This is a genomic window from Psychrobacillus psychrodurans, assembly GCF_050209195.1.
GTDB lineage: Bacteria > Bacillota > Bacilli > Bacillales_A > Planococcaceae > Psychrobacillus > Psychrobacillus psychrodurans.
Genome location: NZ_CP189791.1, coordinates 2,575,325 through 2,597,226 on the forward strand (window position 1 = coordinate 2,575,325; position 21,902 = coordinate 2,597,226).

Annotated in this window: 17 protein-coding genes and 1 other annotated feature; of the genes, 8 read left to right on the plus strand and 9 right to left on the minus strand. The window is 36.1% G+C overall.

What is annotated here, in order from left to right:
* Positions 1–211 precede the first annotated feature (211 nt).
* Positions 212–1,399, minus strand: coding sequence for a methionine gamma-lyase (megL, locus tag ACQCPR_RS12430; RefSeq protein WP_427137146.1), 1,188 nt, complete (start codon positions 1,397–1,399; stop codon positions 212–214).
* 72 nt (positions 1,400–1,471) lie between these two features.
* Positions 1,472–3,337 carry a diguanylate cyclase domain-containing protein gene (locus tag ACQCPR_RS12435; RefSeq protein ID WP_427137147.1) on the minus strand — a complete coding sequence of 622 codons (1,866 nt, stop codon included), beginning with the start codon at positions 3,335–3,337 and terminating at the stop codon, positions 1,472–1,474.
* 362 nt (positions 3,338–3,699) lie between these two features.
* Between ACQCPR_RS12435 and rpsD the strand changes: the two genes are divergently transcribed.
* Positions 3,700–4,302, plus strand: coding sequence for a 30S ribosomal protein S4 (gene rpsD / locus ACQCPR_RS12440; protein ID WP_090564303.1), 603 nt, complete (start codon positions 3,700–3,702; stop codon positions 4,300–4,302).
* Between the two features lie 504 nt (positions 4,303–4,806).
* Here the strand turns inward: rpsD and ACQCPR_RS12445 are convergent.
* Positions 4,807–5,055, minus strand: a complete 249-nt coding sequence (locus ACQCPR_RS12445; RefSeq protein ID WP_241596937.1) for a hypothetical protein — start codon at positions 5,053–5,055, stop codon at positions 4,807–4,809.
* Between the two features lie 201 nt (positions 5,056–5,256).
* On the opposite strand from ACQCPR_RS12445, the gene ACQCPR_RS12450 reads away from it, so the two are divergent.
* Positions 5,257–5,421, plus strand: a complete 165-nt coding sequence (locus ACQCPR_RS12450) for a hypothetical protein (RefSeq protein WP_241596939.1) — start codon at positions 5,257–5,259, stop codon at positions 5,419–5,421.
* A 50-nt stretch (positions 5,422–5,471) separates the two neighbouring features.
* Here ACQCPR_RS12450 and tyrS read toward each other — a convergent pair whose 3' ends face one another.
* A complete protein-coding gene (gene tyrS / locus ACQCPR_RS12455; protein WP_090564307.1) occupies positions 5,472–6,734 on the minus strand; it encodes a tyrosine--tRNA ligase in 1,263 nt (420 codons plus the stop codon).
* Positions 6,735–6,781: 47 nt separating this feature from the next.
* Positions 6,782–6,977 (minus strand) — a binding site (T-box leader).
* A 99-nt stretch (positions 6,978–7,076) separates the two neighbouring features.
* On the opposite strand from tyrS, the gene ACQCPR_RS12460 reads away from it, so the two are divergent.
* Positions 7,077–10,004: a transglycosylase domain-containing protein gene (locus ACQCPR_RS12460; RefSeq protein WP_427137148.1), complete on the plus strand. Its 2,928-nt coding sequence runs from the start codon at positions 7,077–7,079 to the stop codon at positions 10,002–10,004.
* Between the two features lie 714 nt (positions 10,005–10,718).
* Positions 10,719–11,096: an SET domain-containing protein gene (locus tag ACQCPR_RS12465; RefSeq protein ID WP_090564311.1), complete on the plus strand. Its 378-nt coding sequence runs from the start codon at positions 10,719–10,721 to the stop codon at positions 11,094–11,096.
* A 160-nt stretch (positions 11,097–11,256) separates the two neighbouring features.
* Here the strand turns inward: ACQCPR_RS12465 and ACQCPR_RS12470 are convergent, their stop codons facing one another.
* Together ACQCPR_RS12470 and acsA are read right to left on the minus strand one after the other, a co-directional pair.
* Positions 11,257–11,352 (minus strand): hypothetical protein, encoded by a 96-nt coding sequence (locus ACQCPR_RS12470; RefSeq protein WP_427138944.1) that lies wholly within the window; start codon positions 11,350–11,352, stop codon positions 11,257–11,259.
* Between the two features lie 401 nt (positions 11,353–11,753).
* Positions 11,754–13,472: an acetate--CoA ligase gene (gene acsA / locus ACQCPR_RS12475; protein ID WP_090564313.1), complete on the minus strand. Its 1,719-nt coding sequence runs from the start codon at positions 13,470–13,472 to the stop codon at positions 11,754–11,756.
* Positions 13,473–13,645: 173 nt separating this feature from the next.
* Here acsA and ACQCPR_RS12480 point away from each other — a divergent pair, with 173 nt between their 5' ends.
* The 3 genes from ACQCPR_RS12480 to ACQCPR_RS12490 are packed head-to-tail and all read left to right on the plus strand — an operon-like array spanning position 13,646 to position 16,133.
* Positions 13,646–14,278, plus strand: a complete 633-nt coding sequence (locus ACQCPR_RS12480) for a GNAT family N-acetyltransferase (RefSeq protein WP_090564315.1) — start codon at positions 13,646–13,648, stop codon at positions 14,276–14,278.
* A gap of 38 nt (positions 14,279–14,316) precedes the next feature.
* Complete coding sequence (locus tag ACQCPR_RS12485) at positions 14,317–14,964, plus strand: acetoin utilization AcuB family protein (RefSeq protein WP_090564317.1); 648 nt, start codon at positions 14,317–14,319, stop codon at positions 14,962–14,964.
* Positions 14,961–16,133 (plus strand): acetoin utilization protein AcuC, encoded by a 1,173-nt coding sequence (locus ACQCPR_RS12490; protein WP_090564319.1) that lies wholly within the window; start codon positions 14,961–14,963, stop codon positions 16,131–16,133. Before ACQCPR_RS12485 ends, ACQCPR_RS12490 begins: the two co-directional genes overlap by 4 nt.
* Positions 16,134–16,473: 340 nt before the next feature.
* Here ACQCPR_RS12490 and ccpA read toward each other — a convergent pair whose 3' ends face one another.
* Together ccpA and ACQCPR_RS12500 are read right to left on the minus strand one after the other, a co-directional pair.
* Positions 16,474–17,472, minus strand: a complete 999-nt coding sequence (gene ccpA, locus ACQCPR_RS12495) for a catabolite control protein A (protein WP_090564510.1) — start codon at positions 17,470–17,472, stop codon at positions 16,474–16,476.
* A 135-nt stretch (positions 17,473–17,607) separates the two neighbouring features.
* A complete protein-coding gene (locus ACQCPR_RS12500; RefSeq protein WP_090564321.1) occupies positions 17,608–18,693 on the minus strand; it encodes a bifunctional 3-deoxy-7-phosphoheptulonate synthase/chorismate mutase in 1,086 nt (361 codons plus the stop codon).
* Between the two features lie 165 nt (positions 18,694–18,858).
* Between ACQCPR_RS12500 and ACQCPR_RS12505 the strand changes: the two genes are divergently transcribed.
* A complete protein-coding gene (locus tag ACQCPR_RS12505; protein WP_090564323.1) occupies positions 18,859–20,994 on the plus strand; it encodes a cell division protein FtsA in 2,136 nt (711 codons plus the stop codon).
* Between the two features lie 379 nt (positions 20,995–21,373).
* Here the strand turns inward: ACQCPR_RS12505 and ACQCPR_RS12510 are convergent, their stop codons facing one another.
* On the minus strand, positions 21,374–21,844 hold the full coding sequence (locus tag ACQCPR_RS12510; RefSeq protein ID WP_427137149.1) for an NUDIX domain-containing protein: 471 nt from the start codon (positions 21,842–21,844) through the stop codon (positions 21,374–21,376).
* Positions 21,845–21,902: the final 58 nt, after the last annotated feature.

Genomic DNA, 21,902 nt, shown 5'->3' on the forward strand with positions numbered 1-21,902 from the left:
TATCCAACAAGTAGTTATTCGCTGTCTAACACAAAATCATCTACTTCTGGAACAACAAGATTAACATGGGAACTTATTCATTTCATAAAAACGAAGAATTACTAGCCTAAGCAACCCCATCTTCTACCTTCAGATTGAATTATATCCAATAAACTACGTCATGCTCACGTAGGCGCACAAAAAAACAGAAGGAGATTTCTCCTTCCATTTATTACATATTAGATAAGGCCTGTTGTAAATCTTCTACGATATCACTAGAGTTCTCCAGCCCAACTGAAAGTCTTAATAACCCTTCTGTTATACCCATCTCTAATCTTTCTTTTTCAGGTACAACCGAATGAGTCATCGTGTATGGATGCTGTATCAGTGTTTCAGCGTCTCCTAAACTTACGGCAATTTTTATTAATTTAAGTTCATTCATCAGCTTTTGAGCTTGTTTCACTCCCCCTTTTATAGTAAAGGAAATGAGACCACCACCAGCTTTCATCTGTTTCTTCGCTACATCATATTGAGGATTATCCTTATCGAAAGGATAATAAATATTTTCTACAGATGGATGTGCCTTTAAAAAGTCAAACACTGTACTAGCATTTTCCGAATGTCTGTCCATACGGATATGCAACGTTTTTAAACCTCGTATTAATAGCCATGCATCGAATGGCGAAATGATACCGCCAAAGTCCTTTTGAACAGTACCCCGAATTGACTCCATTTCCTCCTTGTCTCTTCCTACTAAAATCCCTGCGATAACGTCTCCGTGTCCATTAATATATTTTGTGGCACTGTGAAGAACGAAATCTGCCCCTAACTCAATCGGGTTTTGTAAATATGGAGAGGAGAATGTATTGTCAACTACTACCGGAATTCCATGTTTCTTAGCTATTTTTGCGATTAGTTCTATATCTACAATCTCCATCGTCGGGTTAATAGGTGTTTCTATATATATACAAGTAGTATTTGGTTTTATTGCATTTTCTACCTCTTCTTCTGTCATTAATGCTTTTAAGTCATGCGTAATATTGTATTTTTCATTTAAAATTTTTAGTAGTCCGAACGTACAACCATAAATTCCTCTCGTACATAGAACATGATCACCTGATTTAGTAAGGTGAACTAATATTGTACTCACAGCAGCCATTCCAGAACCAAAAGCTAATGCTCCTCCCCCTAACTCCATTGTGGCAATCCGTTCCTCCAATACTTGTACGGTAGGGTTTCCCAATCGGGAATAAATCCCACCAGTCTCTTCTCCAGCAAACCTTCTCTCTCCCTGCTCTGCTGTGTCAAATGCAAATGTTGATGTTTGGTAAAGTGGAACCGAAAGGCTATCTTGATGCTTTCCAGTTTTATATCCTTTATGAATATACAATGTCTCTTTAGAATAACTTGAATTATTCATATAAATACCCCCCTCTTTGTAAACGCTTACATATAGTGTACATGGAATATTAAAAAAAGAAAAGGCACCTCCTCAGGAAGAGTGAGATGCCTTATAAACACGTAATTGGTTTTTACCATTGTTTTTTGCTTTATACAATACTGTATCTGCGTTGTGGAAAAGATTATTGAAACTCAAATCATCGCTTCGGTGCCAGTTTGAAATACCAATAGAAACTGTAACAGAAGGGTTAGTTTCTTGTGGGATGGTCACTAACAATTGTTCACACATTTCTATGCCTTGTTCTAGTGACATATGAGAGAAGTATAGGGCGAGTTCTTCCCCACCCCACCTTGCACTTATTCCTTTATTTTTTATCATCCCTTGAATAACTCTTGCTATTTGCTTTAAAATGTCATCACCAATTTGATGACCATGAGTATCGTTTACCCGTTTAAAATTATCAATATCAATAAGCACAAAGACACCTTGGTCATCAGTATCCATCGCCTTTTCTACATATCTATCCAAATAATTACGAGCGAAAAGATTCGTTAAATGATCACGATCAACCATTTTTTGTAGCTTATTTCGTAGAGTCGAATTACTAATAGCCAAAGACGAATGTTGTATCAAGGACTGCATTAACTTGTAATTGTCAAACGAAAAATAATACGGTTCCTTATGCATAATAATACTAAATCCGGTTATATTGCTTTGTTCTTTTAATGGTATGGCCACTAAAGAACGGTATTCATATTTTAAATCTGTTAAACGATTGAAATCTGCAATAAAAATAGAATCCTTCTGTGTTTTAAAATGATTAGTGACATATTGAATATATAACTGCCCATCAATCGTATGAAATAAATCAGTACTTACTGAAGAAATCTTAAATTCATCATTTTCTATAAATACAAAGCCAACGTGCTCGGGTTGGAAAAATTTAATTAATTGGTCTCGTAAGAAAACAAGCATCTCTTCCAAGGATAAATTCATATTTAACTTATGCGACGTTTCATTTATTAATTGTAAATCGGAAACCAATCGATGGGATTGGATATATAATTTAGCATTTTCCAAGGCATTACCTGCTGCTTCTGCAAGCAAAATGGCAAAATCTTTTTGTCTGATTGAAAATAAGTAATCTAACGGGGCAGAAATTTGTAAAATACCATAGATTCCTTGTTTTCCCACAATAGGAATATTTAGTAATCGAACACCTAAGTCCTGTGCTAATTCTGTCGTTATTTCACCTGATACATATGCTTCAACTGTAGTATTTCTTTCTGTTGTATAATCGAATAACTTATATGGAACAGACGTTTTACGCTCCTGATCATTTGATAGGATAAGTATTGACTCGAATTTAGGAAAAGCTAATTGAATGGAGTGTAATGTTCCTTCTAAAATTTGACCGATATCTAATGTTGAATTAAACATTTTCGTTACATTAAACAAATTTCGATACTGGTTCTCCTGTTGTGTTAAGAATACTGACTTTTTAATCGTTTTAACTAATTTAGTAATCGTTTCTATGAATTCATCTAATTGAGGTGTTTGTGAAAATTCTTTCCATTTTTCCGTGGTTTCCATTATGATTAATCCTAATGGTTGCTGTCGCTCCACATCTCTTAATAATAATGCTACGTCATTATCGGAGGAATGTTTTATTTGTAGTGTGTGCACATCGATAAAATCTTTATCATAGAAAAACGTTTCAATCTCTGCCCATTTTATAGCATTGAGCTTTTTCGAAAATGAATGATTCCATGAAAGTTCCAAAAACGTCTCGGCGTCATATATAAAGTATTTTGCTTTTTGTATACCAAAAAAATTAAATAAAATTTCTTGTAAATCTTCGAACCATTTAATACTAGATTGGTGTGTAAAAACACTTTCATTCCAAATATCTAGAATACCACTTTTTAGATGGATAATCTTATCTTTGCTTTCCATTACTTCACCTCTCAGCTTTCCAAGAGCAACTATGATACTTTTTTCACAGTTCCGAATAATTCAATATAACTATATTTTATCTTATTTATCCATTCTATGTCTATTATATTTTTGTTGCTATTTTGGTTTAGATTATCGTTTGACTTTTACTATATATAGAGATACAATGGACTTTGTGTAAAATAAATGCAGCAGTTGTATGGCCTAGATTGCTCATTTTGTTCCTCTATTCTATAGATGGTGTATCCCGTAACCCTCGGCTGCTAGGGCGATGATACATGAAAACAAAATGTCTGCTAGTCTGAATACATCTGGTCTTATTTTACAACAAAAATAAAACCAACATAGAGGAGGAGACATACATGTCTCGTTATACAGGTCCATCATGGAAATTATCACGTCGTCTTGGTATTTCACTAAGCGGTACTGGTAAAGAATTAGAAAAACGCCCTTACGCACCAGGACAACACGGTCCTAACCAACGTAAAAAATTAACTGAGTACGGTCTTCAATTACAAGAAAAACAAAAACTTCGTCACACTTATGGTGTAAACGAACGTCAATTCCGTACATTATTTGATAAAGCTGGTAAAATGCAAGGTAAACATGGTGAAAACTTCATGATCCTTCTTGAAACTCGCCTTGATAACATTGTATACCGTTTAGGTCTTGCTCGTACACGTCGTGGAGCACGTCAATTAGTAAACCACGGTCACGTTATGGTTGATGGTAAACGCGTTGATATTCCTTCATACCGTCTAAAAGCAGGTCAAGAAATTTCTCTTCGTGAAAAATCTCAAAACCTAGACGTTGTAAACGAATCTATCGAAGTTAATAACTTCGTACCAGAATACTTATCTTTTAACGCTGACAACAAAGTAGGTACTTTCGTTCGTAATCCAGAACGTGGAGAACTATCTGCTGAAATCAATGAAGCTCTAATCGTTGAGTTCTACTCTCGTTAATATTATTGCTCTATTAAAAGCCTTCGAAAACTTGGTAACACAAGTTTTCGGGGCTTTTTTTTTTAACTGGAGACCTTTAAACATTTACGTTAATAGCTAATTTCGTATTAACAGGATGATATTCAAGATGGTCAATATAAAACTTCATTAAGCCCCTAATAAATCTGAATATACACATCTGGCCATGTCGAAATTAATGAACCTATTTTGCCTATTGCCTTTTAATCACCTAAATTGTATAGCAATTTTATCAATAGCCCTTTAGTATTATCTGTCATTTCATTAAAATTATTTACCAGTTTTCCAATTACATGCTTTTACCTTAACTAATATTTTCAAATCCAAGATCTCATTTGCCACAATAACGTTAGTTTGTTTATAACAATAGAAAAACAGCTTTAAATTGTTTTAGAGGTTATTCTCTCTTTACAACTTAAGGCTGCTATGGTCGACTTACTATTACCCCAAATATTTGCGCTTCCACAACTGAATTTATTTTAATACTTAACTTTTTTTCATATTCTCTATTAAGTCTAATAATCTTTGTTTTGTATTATCTGCTTCTTCTTCTAGCATCTTAAAATTGTAACCTGATTTATCTTGGTTGACTTCTACCTCTAATAAATCTCCCTCTTTAGCATCTACCGTAAATTTATCTTTTAAGATGACTAGTTTATTTGCTTTATTGTCCTTTTCAAATAGAACAACAAAAAAATCATCAAAATGATGTAATATATACCTCTTTGCACTCACTGCGAACGTCCCCTCAATCCAATAATAAAAAATTATGTTTTAAAAGCAAACATATTTGTCCTTATTATTATTTTATACTATTTTAAGTTCTTTTTTAACTAGTAATGATTTCTTTTTTCATCTTCTTACTAAATTTGTGACTATTTAAACAAAACTGGTCAATACTAACGAGGAACTTTTAAGAAATAGGAGGGTCTTTGTATGAAAAAAGTTAAATCGTTTAGTTCACCCAATAAGAAGAAAAAAGATAATGTTACAGGCGAAAATTATCTGGAATATCAAAAATTAAATGAGCATGAAAAGAAACAGCTTCAAGTAAAAGATGGCCAGAATAATCACCACATAGATGAGCGTGGCGGTTTTTAATCAGTTTAAAAAGCTACTCCCCTTTAGAGTATTGGGAAGTAGCTTTTATCTTATACAAACTTAATCATTTTATAGTTTTTCTTACCTCTGCGCATAATCATAAACTCATCTTCTAATCGATCTTCTCCACCTACTACGTATGCAACATCTGTGATTTTTTCTCCATTAATAGAAATAGCACCATTGGTTACATCTTCTCGTGCCTGACGTTTAGATGGGGAGACTGCGGCCTCCACTATGAAGTCTACAATAGTTTTGTCCTCTTTAGACATCTCAACTGAAGGTACATCTTTAAAAGCATCTTTCATTTCTTCTGCAGTCAAAGCCTTCAAATCACCGCTAAATAATGCCTGGGAAATTCGAATGGCTTGGTCCAATGCATCTTGTCCATGGATTAAGCGAGTCATTTCTTCAGCTAGCGTTATTTGTGCTTTTCTTAAGTGCGGCTCATTTTCAACCGTTACTTCTAAGGCCTCAATTTCTACACGCTCTAAGAAAGTAAAGATTTTCAAATATTTAATAACATCTGAATCTGCTGTATTAATCCAGAACTGATAAAATTCGTATGGAGATGTCTTTTTGGCATCTAACCATATCGAACCTGATGCAGATTTGCCAAACTTTGTTCCATCAGCTTTTGTTACTAAAGGAATAGTAATACCATAGGCCTTCGTATTATCATCATGTGTTTTACGAATCACCTCTAAACCAGTAGTAATATTCCCCCATTGGTCGGATCCACCCACTTGAACTCGACATCCAAAATGGTCATATAAATGATTAAAATCAATCCCCTGAATAAGCGTATATGCAAATTCCGTAAAAGACAGTCCTGTATCTAAGCGAGAAGCAATAGAATCTTTTCCAAGCATATAATTGATGTTAATTAATTTTCCAAAGTCTCTTAGAAATTCAATTACATTCATGGAGCCAATCCAATCACGGTTATTTACCATTTGTGCACCGTTTTCGGATTGAAAATCAAAAATTTGCTCCATTTGTTTTTTTATCCCCTGGACATTCAAATCAATCTGCTCTGTCGTTTGTAATTGACGCTCTTCTGAACGACCGGAAGGATCTCCAATCATCCCTGTTGCTCCACCAACTAAAAGAATTGGTTTATGTCCGTGCATTTGGAACCGTCTTAACGTTAATAATGGTACGATATGGCCAATATGCATACTGTCAGCAGTCGGATCCACCCCACAGTACAATGAGATTTTCTCCTTATTTAGAAGCTGTTCCATACCTTCCGCATCTGTTTGCTGATATAAAAGACCTCTCCAAGCTAAATCATCTAATAAGTTCACCATATAATCTCCTCCTTAAAATAAAAAAGTCCCTACATGATATATAATCATGCAGGGACGCTTAATCGTTAGCGCGGTACCACCCAGCTTGAAGGAATTACTCCCTCCGCCTCAATCACCGTATCGTTGTGAGTACGTTTAACTCCAAGCCTGTAATTCGTTTTTATACACTGACTAGCTCTCACCAACCGCTAGCTCTCTTCACAGTATGCATAAATACTACTTCGGACTTTTCTTCGTTAAAATATATACCTATTTTACCTAATTTACATTGGATGTCAATAACTATGTCTAACAATATGTGCGTATGGTATAATAATTCAAGATTTAGGGGGCGAGAACTGAATGAAGAAATGGCTAGAAAAAATACAGAATTATAAAGATAAATTTGATGTATGGGAATCTACGAAATGGGCTAAGGGATTAAGAATATCTTCCGGTGTTTTATGGAATCTATGTTTACTTCTCATGGTCGGAATCCTGACAATGGGTGTATTCGGCGTATCCGTCGGCGCTGGATATTTCGCATCATTAGTAAAAGAAGAACCTCTTCGTGATAAGGAAGAAATGCGAAGTGCTGTATTTAATTATGATGAGACTTCAGAAGTCTATTTTGACGGGGATGTATATTTAGGTAAATTACGTACTGATTTGGAACGAACAGAAACAAAGTTATCAGAGGTATCTCCTCATGTAATTGATGCAGTACTTGCTACTGAGGATGAGTATTTTGAAGTGCATAATGGCATTGTACCAAAAGCAATATTCCGCGGATTACTTCAAGATGTATCTAACTCAGATACACAAACTGGTGGATCAACACTAACCCAACAATTGATCAAAAATCAAATTTTAACAAACGAAGTTTCTTACGAACGTAAAGCTAAAGAGATTCTATTAGCTATGCGTTTAGAACACTTTATGAACAAAGATGAAATACTAGAATCATATTTAAATATTATCCCTTATGGACGGAACTCTAATGGGAGAAACATTGCAGGGATAGAAACAGCGGCAAATGGAATATTCAATTTAAAAGCAAAAGATCTTACTTTACCCCAAGCGGCCTACATAGCGGGTATTCCACAAGCTCCATTTGCATATACACCATTTCGACAAGGCGGCGAACTTAAAGAAGGAGAAGCCCTACAACTTGGTATTGAACGAATGAAGACTGTGTTATTCCGTATGAATGAAACTGGTTATATTACAGATGAAGAATACAATAATGCGGTAAGCTATGATATTACAAAAGATTTTAGACAGCCAGAAATTGTTGCAGAGGATAAATACCCTTGGTTGACATACGAAATTGAAAATAGGGTTAAAGATATATTAAGGGATAAGTTTGCTGAGGCAGACTCAATTGATCCTGCTAGATTAGATAAAGAGAAAAAACTATATGAAAAATACGATATTTTGGCACAACGTTCTATTAGCACAGATGGTTATCGCATTCACACCACTATTAATAAAGACATGTATGAGGCTATGTTAAAAGTTAGAGATGAATTCGAGTTTTATGGACATACTTTCCAAAAAGAAGTGAAAGATCCAGATTCCGGTGAGACCATTGTAAAAGACTTTCCTGTTCAAGTTGGCGGGATGTTAATAGAAAATGGAACAGGGAAGATTCTTTCCTTCTTAGGAGGAAGAGATCATAAACTTGATAAAGTAAACTACTCTACACAAGGAATCAGACCAATTGGTTCTACGATTAAACCCTTATTAGTATATGCTCCAGCAATAGAATATGGGGTAATAGGTGCAGGTAGTCCAGTAGTAGACGTGAAGTTGGACAATTTAAGTAGCACCACTTGGGCAAAATCACCATCTAACTATACAACTACACAGGAGCTAGGTATTATTTCTGCTAGGGATGCTTTGACAACATCCCAAAACTTATCAACTATTCGTTTATACGATTTAATAATGGATCGTAAACCTACTGAATTTTTAACAAAAATGGGCTTTGAGAGTATTGAAGAAACAGAGTATGCCAATCATGCCCTTTCTATTGGTGGAATGACAAAAGGTGCAACACTCGAAGAAAATACAAATGCCTTTGGTACGTTTGGAAACAATGGTCAATTTATCGATGCATATATGATTGAAAAAATAGAAGATGTAGACGGTAATGTAATTTATCAGCATGAAGTGGAAGCTGTACCCGTGTTTAGTAGCGCTACTTCATATATTATTACCGATATGTTAAGAGATGTACTGTCCGAGGGGACTGCAAAATTAGCAAACTCTAGATTGAAATTTCAATCTGATTTTGGAGCAAAAACGGGTACAACACAAAATCATAATGATTCATGGCTAGTAGGCTATAACCCAAATATTTCTTTAGGAGTTTGGTTAGGTTATGGAGATGATACACAGACATTATATTATATGAATAATCGCTACAATCACCCTAGTGTACGTATCAATATGTTCTGGTCTAATATGATGAATGCTATGTATGATGTGAATCCTGAATTAGTAGATGCCTCTACTAACTTTACGGCACCTGAGGGAGTCGTTACTAGATCATTCTGTGGAATTTCGGGATTAGCGGTCTCAGATGCATGTTCTCAAGCAGGTTTAGTAAAGTCTGATTTATTTAACGCGGCTGTCTTATTACCAACTGCAAAAGATGATAGTTTAATCTCTTCATCCTACGTTGAGATTAACGGAAACAGATATCGAGCGCTTGATAACACACCAAGCGAATTTGTTGTAAGTGGTGGCTACGGAGTAAACGAAGACTTTATCAAGCGTATGCTTGGCAAATTTGGAGGCAACGCTTCTAAGTTATTCCCTACAAAATCGGCCTTTGGAGGTAATGTTGTTTCGGAGGAAGTATTTAATGCTGACGGAAGCCCACCAGCTGCTGTCACTGCTACAATGACTAGTGGTACTATGACATGGTCTAAGTCTACTTCTGGGGATGTTGTGGGATATCGAGTGTATGAAGTCGTAAATGGACAAAGAGTACTACTTTCTTCTACCAAAGAGGCAGCAGAAAATAGTTTTTCTGTTAATCGAGCTGGGCAATTTATTGCTGTTGCTGTCGATATTACTGGATTAGAATCAGGAGCTTCTAATATAGTTTCCATAGAAGCTGCAGAACCACCTGAACCAGTAATACCTCCTACAACACCTGAAGAGAATGAGGAGGATCCAGTAACACCTCCTGTTGTAGATCCAGTTACACCACCTATTGAAGAAGAACCTGTTACCCCTCCCGTAGAGGAAGAACCGACTTCTCCTGATGAGGGAGTGTAAAAATAGTATAAATGAAACATAGAAGAGCCCTAATTCGATTGAGAATTGGGCTCTTTTTGAGGAATAAGAAAGTATAAAAAATTTCCAGGAATACTGGGAGCATGGAACAATAAAAGATGAATAATCCTACTGATTGCCATTTCATGTGGACGCTTTCCGCATGCGCGGCCGAGCCTCGTTCGCTACGCTACTTGGGGGTCTCGACTTACTCGCTTATCCCGCTGGAGTCGCCACATTCCATTACAATCAATTTAATGAGTATTACCCCACTAGGTGATTGGGCAAAGCATATAGCTTATATGATAAGATTTCCTAAATAATTGCGTTAACTTCATCTTGACGTTTTATAATGTAATCCTCGTTTATTTAGCCGATACTGTTTTCAATTATCTGTTTTTTAAATGACCATTGTTGATAGGATCGTAGGGCGGCAACTTCAATGGGAACAGCACGAGCTGATGACCCAGGACTGAGTGAAGCGAAGGAAGCGGCCGAAACCGTGCCCACAGTAAGCGGCCGCTCGGAGCGTAAATCAACGGCATATCTAATTTTCTGTTCTTTGAGGACCTGGCCTCTTTTTACCAGGTCTTTCTTGTTCCATTAAATGGTCAACTATTATTACGCAATGATATTACACCAAAATAAAAGGAGCATAATGTTCAAATTAATGTTACAGTTAGAAAGAATATTTTAAAAGTGAGTAGGCGAATAAACATGATTGAGGTAAAAACATCTCCATTAAGTGATGGAGAATTCAATAGAGGGGTATTTGCTACATGTGATATAAAAAAAGGAGAGCTTTTCCATGAAGCACCTGTCATTGCATATCCAAACGACCAGCATCAATACATTGAGCAAACTATACTTGGAGATTACGCTTTTGAATATGGAATAAATCATTCTGCTATCCTCCTTGGTTACGGAATGTTGTTTAACCATTCCTATGAACCGAATGCAATGTATGAGATTAATTTTGAAAATCACACATTTGACTTCTATGCTTACACAAATATTAAAGCAGGAGATGAAATTCTCATTAATTACAATGGTGAGATTGATAACAAAGATGAGCTGTGGTTTAATCAGGATTAAATAATACATGGAGTCAATTCGTGACGATTCTCCATCCTAAACACAATAATTTTTATAATTTTAGTTCTTTAATGACCATCTATCACAAGTCTGATAGATGGTTTTTATGTTACTTGGATTTCCCTCCTATCTTTTTTACATCAATCCAAAAAAATTAGTCTTAAAGACTGTTAGTAACAAAATAACACCAAATACTAACTGGCTGATTGTAAATATATATTCTTTTTTTGTTTACTGCATACTTCCAATCCATCATGGCCCTATCGGTTTCAGACACAACTATAAAAATAATAATTAAAAACCAGATTTCCAAAAACCAAAACCCTTACAATGCATCTCTCATGGCATTAATAAATAAGCCAAGAAATCATGCTCACTAAAAATTATCGTCCAATCAATTTTTTTATATTTTGCATTCATATGGTTATATAAAAAAAATCCTTTTTCTCTACCTTTAGCCATTTTCTCATAACAGTATTAAATAAAGTTAATAGTGATATCACGATAACTAACAAGATAAATAAATCAAGCCAAAACATTCTGTCAAATCCATACACCAACTTCCCCTCCTTACCTATATCAAGTACAAAAAAGCATTGCTAAACGCAATGCTTTTTGTACTTTTATATTTCGTAATACTTTAATTCACCTAGACCATTAATCTTCCATGGTAGATAAATCGCCTGTTGGCAGCTTTAACTCCCAAGCTTTTAATACGCGGCGCATGATTTTACCACTTCTGGTTTTTGGAAGTTTATCTTTGAATTCGATTTCTCTAGGTGCTGCATGTGCTGCAAGGCCTTTTTTTACAAATTGTTGAATATCTGTTATAAGTTCGTCAGATGGTTCATATCCTTCGTTTAATGCAACAAATGCTTTAATGATTTCACCTCGAACAGGATCTGGTTTTCCTATAACTCCTGCTTCTAGAATAGCTGGATGTTCTAGTAATTTGCTTTCCACTTCAAATGGTCCAACGCGTTCGCCTGATGTCATGATTACGTCATCCACTCGACCTTGGAACCAAAAATAACCTTCCTCATCCATGTATGCTGAATCTCCCGAAAAGTACCATTCATCATTTATAAAATAAGACTCGAATTTCTCTTTGTTGTTCCACACCTGGCGCATCATAGATGGCCAACCCTTTTTAAGTGCTAGATTTCCCATTGTATAAGGCGGTACCACAGCACCTTGATTATCTATTATAGCTGCTTCAATTCCAGGTAATGGTTTACCCATGGACCCTGGTTTAATAGGTAAGCAGCCATAGTTACAAATCATCTGTGCACCAGTTTCGGTCATCCACCATGTATCATGGATACGTTTATTAAACACTTGCATTCCCCATTTGATCACCTCTGGGTTTAAGGGTTCCCCAACCGATAACACATGACGAAGTGACGATAGATTATGTTGTTGGACAATGGCATCTCCTGCGCCCATCAGCATACGGAATGCCGTTGGGGCACTGTACCAAACAGTAACACCGTATTCGTCTATGGCATTATACCAAGCATCTGGTGAGAATCTACCCCCAAGAATAAGTGATGTAGTCCCTGTTAGCCAGGGACCAAATATTCCATAAGATGTTCCAGTCACCCAGCCTGGATCTGCTGTACACCAATAGATATCATCTTCTCTAATATCCATAACCCATTTCATCGATTGGTAATGCTGTACCATTGCATAGTGAGCATGTAAAATACCTTTCGGTTTGCCTGTAGAACCAGATGTATAATGTAAGATAAGACCATCCTCTTTATCAACCCACCTGATTTCAAAGGATTCTGAGGCATTATGTAATGCTGTTTTGAAATCGATAAACTTATCGGATTCCTCTACATTTTCTCCTACTATAAACACTGTCTCTAGATTAGGTAATTTATCCAACGGAATTCTATTTAATAATTCTGGTGTTGTGACAATTGCTTTTGCTTCACTATCCAATAAACGATCGTAAACAGCACCTTCCATGAACGCTTCAAAAAGCGGACCTACTATTAAGCCTAATTTTGTAGCACCAAGAAGAGCAAAATATAGCTCAGGCGATCTTGGCATGAAAATAAAGAGACGATCCCCTTTTGACAAATTCGAATGGTTTACATATACGTTAGCAGCTTTATCCGTCCATTTTTTCATATCACCGAATGTATAAGATTCTTTACGCTCTGCATCTTGATAATGAAGTGCTACTTTATCCTTCTTATCAGTTTCTGCATGACGATCAATTGCTTCATACGCCATATTCACTTTTCCAGTTTTATACCACGAGAATTCTTTTTCTGCATCTTCCCATTTAAAGTTTTTTGCAGTTTCATCATAATTACTTAACTGGAAATCCCCTTGAACAACTTGTAATGTTTCAATCTTCATCCTATTCACCCTTTCTATAACTATACTATTTCATTCTACAATACTTTTTCTCATTTTTGCTAATCTTTTTACTTTTTAGAATGTTTAACTAAAATAATAGAGCTAATCGCTTTCTCTAATTAAAATCATGTATAATAAATACAATTACAATTATGTTATAAGGTGGTGCATCCGTGATTCATTCTAAGACGTATAATGCAGTGCAAAAAGAAACAATACAGGGCACTGTCGTTATTGAAGGTCCTATTCCTTCCGAGGAAATTGCCAGGTTACAATTCCACGAGGATTTAGTTGCTTTTCGTGCACCCTCACAGCAGCATAAAGCAATTATTGAAATTGCTAAGTTGCCTGAAGGCAGAATAATTATTGTGCGAGATCAAGAGACAATTGTAGGGTATTGTACATACTTGCACCCAGACCCTTTAGAGAGATGGTCGCAAGGGAATATGGAAAATTTGATAGAGTTAGGCGCTATAGAGGTAATACCAAAATTCAGGGGCACTGGAGTTGGAAAAACACTTCTCCGTGTATCGATGATGGATAATGCAATGGAAGATTATATTACGATTACGACAGAGTATTACTGGCACTGGGATTTAAAAGGCACCGGTTTAAACGTTTGGGAATACAGAAAAGTCATGGAAAAGATGATGCAAGCAGGTGGACTTGAGTATTTTGCAACAGACGATCCTGAGATTAGTTCCCACCCTGCCAATTGTTTAATGGCTAAGATTGGTAGCAGAGTAGACACTGAATCCATCCAGCAATTTGACCAATTACGTTTTATGAATCGCTTTATGTATTAATCAATGACTAACTTTCTAACAAAAGGAGTTAATTTAACATGCTAGTTGAACAAATTATGAATACATCCGTCCCCAGTTTAACACCAGGACATACGATAAATGACGCATTACAATTACTCAAAGAGAAAAAAATACGTCATTTACCAATTATTAATGACAAACGACAAGTACTTGGAGTCGTGACAGATCGAGACTTAAAAGAAGCAACTCCTTCTACACTACAAAATGTATCAGATCCAGAAATATATAATAGAAAATTAGAAGAAATTATGACCAAAAATCCGATAACGGGTCATCCTCTAGATTTTGTAGAGGAAACAGCCAGTATTTTTTATGATAATCGAATTGGTTGTTTACCTATAGTATCTCATGGAAAACTAGTAGGAATGATCACCGAATCCGATTTGCTCTACAAATTTATCGAACTAACAGGTGTTCATCAGCCAGGATCCCAAATTGAAATTCGTGTCCCTAACAAGCCTGGAGTTCTATTCGGCGTTTCAAAAGTTTTTCACGATCAAAAAGTTAATGTGTTAAGTGTGTTAGTTTATCCTGATAGAGATAAAAGTGATTATAAAATCTTAGTGCTCCGTGTAAAGACTATAAACCCGCTTGTACTTATTGAAGCTATTCGAGCCGAGGGTTACGAGGTTCTATGGCCAAATCATCCGGGACTAGGGCTATGAAAAATGCTGTATTTGTCTTTTCCGAGGACCAGCTAGGCTACAAGTTTTCGGATACTCATCCATTCAATCAAAAAAGATTAACATTAACGGTTGATCTACTAAAAGAAATTAATGCTTTATCTTTATCTGAAATAGTCCCACCAAGGATGGCTACAGACGAGGAACTACTCCTCGTACATGATGCAAACTATATTGAAAAAGTAAAAGAAGCGAGCAAGGAAAACGCAGATAGCACTAAATATGAAAGCTATGGTATTGGCACGGAGGATACCCCTATCTTTCCAGATATGCATGAAGCAAGTGCAACTCTAGTCGGAGGCACTTTGACAGCCGTTGACTATGTGATGGGAGGGAAATCTTCTCATGCGGTGAATTTAGGTGGCGGTCTTCATCACGGTTTCAGAGGACGTGCATCTGGTTTTTGTGTATATAATGATAGCTCTGTTGCTATTAAATACATGCAAGAAAAGTACAATGCACGTGTACTTTACATAGATACAGATGCCCACCACGGCGATGGAGTTCAATGGAGTTTTTACGATGATCCTAATGTGTGTACCATTTCTATTCATGAAACAGGAAGATATTTATTCCCAGGGACTGGGAATATAACCGAAAGAGGCTCTGGAGAAGGTTATGGCACCTCCTTTAATTTTCCAATTGACGCTTTTACGGAAGATGATTCCTTCTTAGAAATTTATCGGACAAGCTTTCGAGAAATTGTGGAAGCCTTTAAACCTGATGTTATTCTTAGCCAAAATGGTGCTGATGCTCATTATTTTGATCCACTTACCCATCTATATGGTACGATGAAAATCTATCAAGAGATTCCGAAACTAGCTCATGAGCTTGCCCATGAATTCTGCAATGGTAAGTGGATTGCAGTTGGTGGTGGGGGTTATGATATATGGAGAGTAGTACCGCGTGCATGGTCCTATGTATGGATGGTGATGAATGACATTCAACTTCCAGTAGGTGAGTTACCAAAGAACTGGTTAGATAAATGGTCTAAAGAGTCACCTATCCCACTCATCCCTACTTGGTTAGACCCGGAACCACTTTACGAACCTATTCCTCGTAAAGTAGAAATTACAGAAAAGAATAAACAGATGCTTGATAAAGCACTTTACCAGTTGCGGAATCAGCAATCATTTACAAAACATCATTAAGCCAAATAAAAAAGCACATATGTTATAAGGTCTACCTGTTTCTATCGCTTTCCAAAGACTTTCGAGAGACATTTTGCTAGAGGATTACCGAATGAATTTTTTGTGAGTATTGTTTGTGACAATTGTCATAACCAATACTCAATTTTTTTCGGTAATTCTATGACAGTTTCCTGTCAGTCGCCCTTCTTCGATTTTACTCATGAAACGAAAATCATAGGTCTATTCGTTCTCTTAAGTTATGTGAACTCAGTATTCACAGGACATTTTTTTATTTTTTCAAAAAATATAGGGTCGTGACTATTGTCACGACCCTATATTATATATAGCTTCATACGTTTGATTACTTAACTGATTTTCTTTCTTCAATCCAATATGGAAGAATTACTGTGTCTTCTTCAATGTTCTCTTTATTCATATGTTTAGTCAACAATCTCATAGAAACTGCTCCAATATCATATAAAGGTAGTACGACACTAGTTAGTTGAGGTCTAACCATTCTTGTTAATTTTGAGTTTTCAAAGCTTATAACTTCGATATCTTCTGGTACACGTAAACCATTATCTTGAGCTCCATGTATCAAGCCAATAGCAATTTCATCATTACCAGCAAAAAAGGCTGTCGGAGGTTCCTTTAACTCACGTAACTGCTCCCAAGCAACAAGTCCATCGTCGTATGTATTATTGACTCCAACAATTAAATCTGCGTCAACTTCGATACCAGCATCGTTTAATGCTTTTTCATAACCTGATAAGTTGTATAGCCTAGTTATCGTGCTATCAATGGATCCAGATACAAATGCAATTCGAGTATGACCATTTTTAATCAAACGATTAACTGCATCCACTGCTGCGTCATGATATTCAATATTTACAGAAGGAAACGAATTAGATGTTTCCACTGTTCCAGCTAATACAATAGGAACGCTTGCTCTTTTCATTTCATGTAACATTTCAGGGGATATTTCATCACTCATCATAACTACCCCATCTACTTGCTTACTAAGTAGTGTTGATAATAATTGGACTTCTTTATCTTCTTGTTGATCTGAATTGGTTAATATGATGTTGTAACGATACATTGTTGCAATATCTTCTATACCACGAACAAGCTCTGCATAAAATACATTCGAAATATCTGGAATGATAACGCCGACCGTTTTTGTTTTTTTACTTGCTAACCCCCGTGCAACAGCATTCGGTCGATAATCCAATCGTTCAATTACCGCCAATACTTTTTGACGTGTAGCCGGCTTCACATTCTGATTTCCATTCACAACACGTGAAACAGTTGCCATTGATACGTTTGCCTCTCTGGCAACATCGTAAATTGTAATAGTCAACATATATCCCTCCTTCACTTTTTTACATACTAAAAATACATATATATCAATAATACTTGATAACCCTTCTAACTTTCAATCAAATAGTAAAACCGACCCTAAAATAAGAGTCGGTTTTGTGAATTTTTTCACTAACTAGGCATGAATCTCGTGACTTTTCAAGAATTTTTGTACAGAATCATAAAACTCATCAAATTGCTGCAAGTTCATTTGTTGTGCAGCATCCGATAGCGCTACCGCTGGATCTGGATGTACTTCTGCCATCACTCCGTCTGCTCCAATTGCAATTGCAGCTTTTGCAGCGGGCAGTAGAATATCACGGCGTCCAGTTGAATGCGTTACATCTACAAATACCGGTAAATGTGTTTCTTGTTTTAGAATTGGGACAGCTGAAATATCTAATGTGTTTCGAGTTGCTCGTTCATACGTACGAATACCACGTTCACATAGGATAATTTGGTCGTTCCCCTGCGACATAATGTACTCTGCTGCATGGATGAATTCATCTAATGTAGCAGCCATCCCTCGTTTTAAAAGGACTGGTTTATTGATAGATCCAACTGCTTTTAGTAATTCAAAGTTTTGCATGTTCCGAGCACCTATTTGTACTACATCAATATAATCTAGTGCTTCATCTAAGTGACTTGGCGTTACAATCTCAGAAACTGTAGACAAACCAAATTCTTTTGAAATTCTCTTCAATATTTTTAGACCTTCTAATCCTAGTCCTTGGAAATCATAAGGAGAGGTACGTGGCTTATATGCTCCACCTCGAATTAGTTTTAACCCTTTAGACTGGATAGCTGCTGCTACCTCTGCTACTTGAGTATAGGATTCAACTGAACAAGGACCAAATACAAATGAAGGTGTTCCTGTACCAATTTGTTCCCCATTAATATTAACTATTGTGTCTTCTGGTTTTCTTTTACGAGAAACAAGAAGTGCTTTCTTTTGGTCATCCACTTGTAATTCCAAAGCAGTTTTGAAAATTTCTTTAAAAATATGCTCAACCGTTGATTGTGGAAGTGGTCCAGCGTTATTTTCTTTCAAGTGGTCTAACATATGTCTTTCGCGAAGAGGATCATATCTATTAACACCTTGTTTTTCTTTTACTTTACCAATCTCTTGAATAACACCAGTTCTTTCGTTGATTAACTGTAAAATTTCTACGTTAATCTCATCAACACGTGCGCGTAAAGCGTCTAAATCTACATGACTCATAGATAATTCTCCTCTCTTCTTTCCATCGGTACTTTATAACGACAGAAAATTATGATACATTTTTAGATATAAGACATATTATAATCAATGCATGAGAAAATGTCACGCATTTTATTTTAGCGATTCAACTCGCTAAAGTATTTGTCTAAAAAAGGACGTGGGAAATTGACATCTAAATTATTTGCATTAGATATTGGTACAAGATCTGTAGTAGGCATCATTTTAGAAGAACATGGGGATTCTTTTCATGTAGTTGATATTTTAGTAGAAGAACATAAAGAACGCGCTATGGTCGACGGTCAAATACATAATGTACTAAAAGTGGCTGAGATAATTCAATCCGTTAAAGAAAAGCTAGAACAAAAGCATGGAAAACTTGAAAAAGTTAGTGTGGCTGCTGCTGGAAGAGCACTGAAAACAGAGCAGGCAGAAGTAATAATGGATATTAAAAATAGACCTATTTTTTCAGAAGATGATATGAATCGGCTTGAGCTATCAGCAGTGCAAAAAGCACAAAGCAATTTAATTCAAAATGATACAGACAAGCATACTAATCATTATTATTGTGTTGGATACAGTGTTGTCTATTATAGATTAGATGGGGAAGAAATAGGTAGTTTAGTTGATCAACAAGGAAACGAAGCTTCTATAGAAGTTATCGCTACTTTTCTACCACGTGTTGTAGTAGAATCTCTTCTTTCGGCATTAAAACGTGCTAACTTAGAGATGGAAGCATTAACACTTGAACCAATTGCTGCGATTAATGTGTTAATTCCCCCTTCAATGCGAAGATTAAACGTAGCATTAGTGGATATTGGAGCTGGAACTTCCGATATTGCTATCACAGATTTAGGAACTGTAGTCGCCTACGGAATGGTAGCAACAGCTGGTGATGAAATTACTGAAGCTTTGAGTGATCATTACTTATTAGACTTCCCATTAGCCGAAGAAGCAAAAAGAAGGATTAATACGGAGGATACTATCCAAATTCAAGATATCTTAGGCTTCCAGCAGGATATCCCGAAAGAAGAAGTTATTGAGGCGCTTAAGCCTGCAGTAGATATTTTAGCTAGTTCTATCTCAAGTGAAATTCTTCGGCTGAATAATAGCAAACCTACGAAGGCAGTTATGCTAGTCGGTGGAGGAAGCTTGACACCAAACCTTCCAAGTATTTTAGCTGAGAAGCTAAATTTACCTGCCAATCGGGTAGCGGTCCGTGGTATAGATGCGATTCAAAACTTAACAAAGGCTGAGCATATCCCAATTACTCCTGAGTTGGTAACCCCTATCGGCATTGCTATTGCTGCAAAACGGGCACCTATTCAATACATGTCCGTGCAAGTAAACAATCAAATTGTTCGTTTATTTGAACTAAAAGAAATGACTATTGCCGATGCATTTTTAGCAGCTAATATTTCTGCTCGTAAACTCTATGGAAAACCTGGAGCAGCTTTAACCGTTCAAGTGAATGGTCAAATCATTCATATTCCAGGAGAGCATGGAAAACCAGCTGTTATCCAACTGAATGGTATTGAAGCTAATACAAAATCATTAATTCAAAATAATGATAAAGTTGAATTGTTAGAGGGAATTGATGGTAAAGAAGGATTTGCTACAGTGCGAGATCTATTGGACGATGCGACTATTAAATCTATTACATTCCAAGGGGTTATGTATATAGTAGAACCGACAGTTAAACTAAATGGCCAAAAGGTATCTTTAGACACTGTGTTGCAAGAGAATGACAAAATTACCGTAGAGACTCCGCAAACAATAGAACAAGTTATGTATGCTATTCATAAAGAAAATTTCTTGACTCAGCTTCAACCTTTTACAGTTACGATAAATAATAAAAACCATTTTATCCCGACGCTTTCAGCAAGATTATTCCTAAATGGGAGTCCGGCAAAACTATCTTATCCTGTTCAAGAGAATGACATTATACAACTGGAAACTTCTGGTTCTCCAACGTTAGAACAACTTACACATCAGCTTGATAAGAAATTAGTTGATCAAATAAATGTTGTGTTCCAAAACAATCCGGTGGAACTTTCGAAAGAATGTGCAATTGTCCATAAGGACAACGTACAATTGACTTCCACTGATATTATTCCTAATGAATCAAACATTCAATGGCAAGAAGTAAATAGTACTCCTTGGATTTTTCAAGACGTTTTTCGTTTTACAGAATGGAATATGCCTACACAAGCTGGTTCCTTCCAAATATTAAAAAACGGACAGCCTTCACGATTCGATGAAGAAATATTCGGCGGAGATCAACTAGAGATTGTGTTTGGATGAATTAATATAAAGAGTAATAGAATTATTTTCATAAAAGTATATTCATTAGTTAGTGAAATCATAAAAACGTTGATTTCTGCTCCAGGCGGACGCTTTCCGCGGGCATGGCTTCAATCTCCTCGTCACTGCGTTCCTGCGGGGCTTCAACGCATGCTATTCCCGCTAGAGTCGCCGCCTTCCGCTCCAATCAACAAAATCGACTTTTTAAAAAAAATGAATGTCTACGTGATATCACGTAGACATTCATTTTTTAATGCATCAAGTAATTATAAAATAAATTCAATAAAATACCATTTATAAATTAATCACACAAACAGCCCCTAATTCATGAATTGAACTCTTTTATTGATTTTTATTACATTTAACGAAAAAGGAAATATTAGTTCCTATTTGAATCATCAATTTCTGCGTTTAATGTACTTTCCCACCAGATTTCCTTATTTCCGTCTAAATATTTTTTTATTAGATTACTAAGCGGATAAGGTTGTAAGTTTATAATACTCAACTCATCAGCATTACACCAAAAGAAATTAAGATGAGATTCAATTGACTTTGGGTTGATATTTGCTACAAATTCATCGCTTTCGACCTCAAATACTTGATTTATTTCACAATTTAATATGCCTTTTTTCTCCCATTTATGTTCTACTAATCCAAGCAGTCTACCTATTCTAGAGGTTATACCTAATTCTTCCTCTATCTCTCTACTTAGAGCATCCTTTGCACTTTCACCGAATTCAATGTGTCCACCAGGTAAGAAGGTATTTGTATATCCAGTCGCTTGTGCAAGTAGAACTTTATTATCCTTTATACAGATTCCCCTAGCTAAATGATGAAATGTATTTTGCAATGATTTCTCTCCTCGTATTAAATATGCTTTCCCTGACTGGTAACCCCACCGACAATAC

Coding starts and splice junctions, on each gene's coding strand:
- acsA (WP_090564313.1), bottom strand. CDS start 13,472: ATGAAGATTGAAACATTACAAGTTGTTCAAGGGGATTTCCAGTTAAGT.
- ACQCPR_RS12485 (WP_090564317.1), top strand. CDS start 14,317: ATGCTAGTTGAACAAATTATGAATACATCCGTCCCCAGTTTAACACCA.
- ACQCPR_RS12470 (WP_427138944.1), bottom strand. CDS start 11,352: ATGATGGATTGGAAGTATGCAGTAAACAAAAAAAGAATATATATTTAC.
- megL (WP_427137146.1), bottom strand. CDS start 1,399: ATGAATAATTCAAGTTATTCTAAAGAGACATTGTATATTCATAAAGGA.
- tyrS (WP_090564307.1), bottom strand. CDS start 6,734: ATGGTGAACTTATTAGATGATTTAGCTTGGAGAGGTCTTTTATATCAG.
- ACQCPR_RS12435 (WP_427137147.1), bottom strand. CDS start 3,337: ATGGAAAGCAAAGATAAGATTATCCATCTAAAAAGTGGTATTCTAGAT.
- ACQCPR_RS12500 (WP_090564321.1), bottom strand. CDS start 18,693: ATGAGTCATGTAGATTTAGACGCTTTACGCGCACGTGTTGATGAGATT.
- ACQCPR_RS12490 (WP_090564319.1), top strand. CDS start 14,961: ATGAAAAATGCTGTATTTGTCTTTTCCGAGGACCAGCTAGGCTACAAG.
- ACQCPR_RS12450 (WP_241596939.1), top strand. CDS start 5,257: ATGAAAAAAGTTAAATCGTTTAGTTCACCCAATAAGAAGAAAAAAGAT.
- ACQCPR_RS12460 (WP_427137148.1), top strand. CDS start 7,077: ATGAAGAAATGGCTAGAAAAAATACAGAATTATAAAGATAAATTTGAT.
- rpsD (WP_090564303.1), top strand. CDS start 3,700: ATGTCTCGTTATACAGGTCCATCATGGAAATTATCACGTCGTCTTGGT.
- ACQCPR_RS12465 (WP_090564311.1), top strand. CDS start 10,719: ATGATTGAGGTAAAAACATCTCCATTAAGTGATGGAGAATTCAATAGA.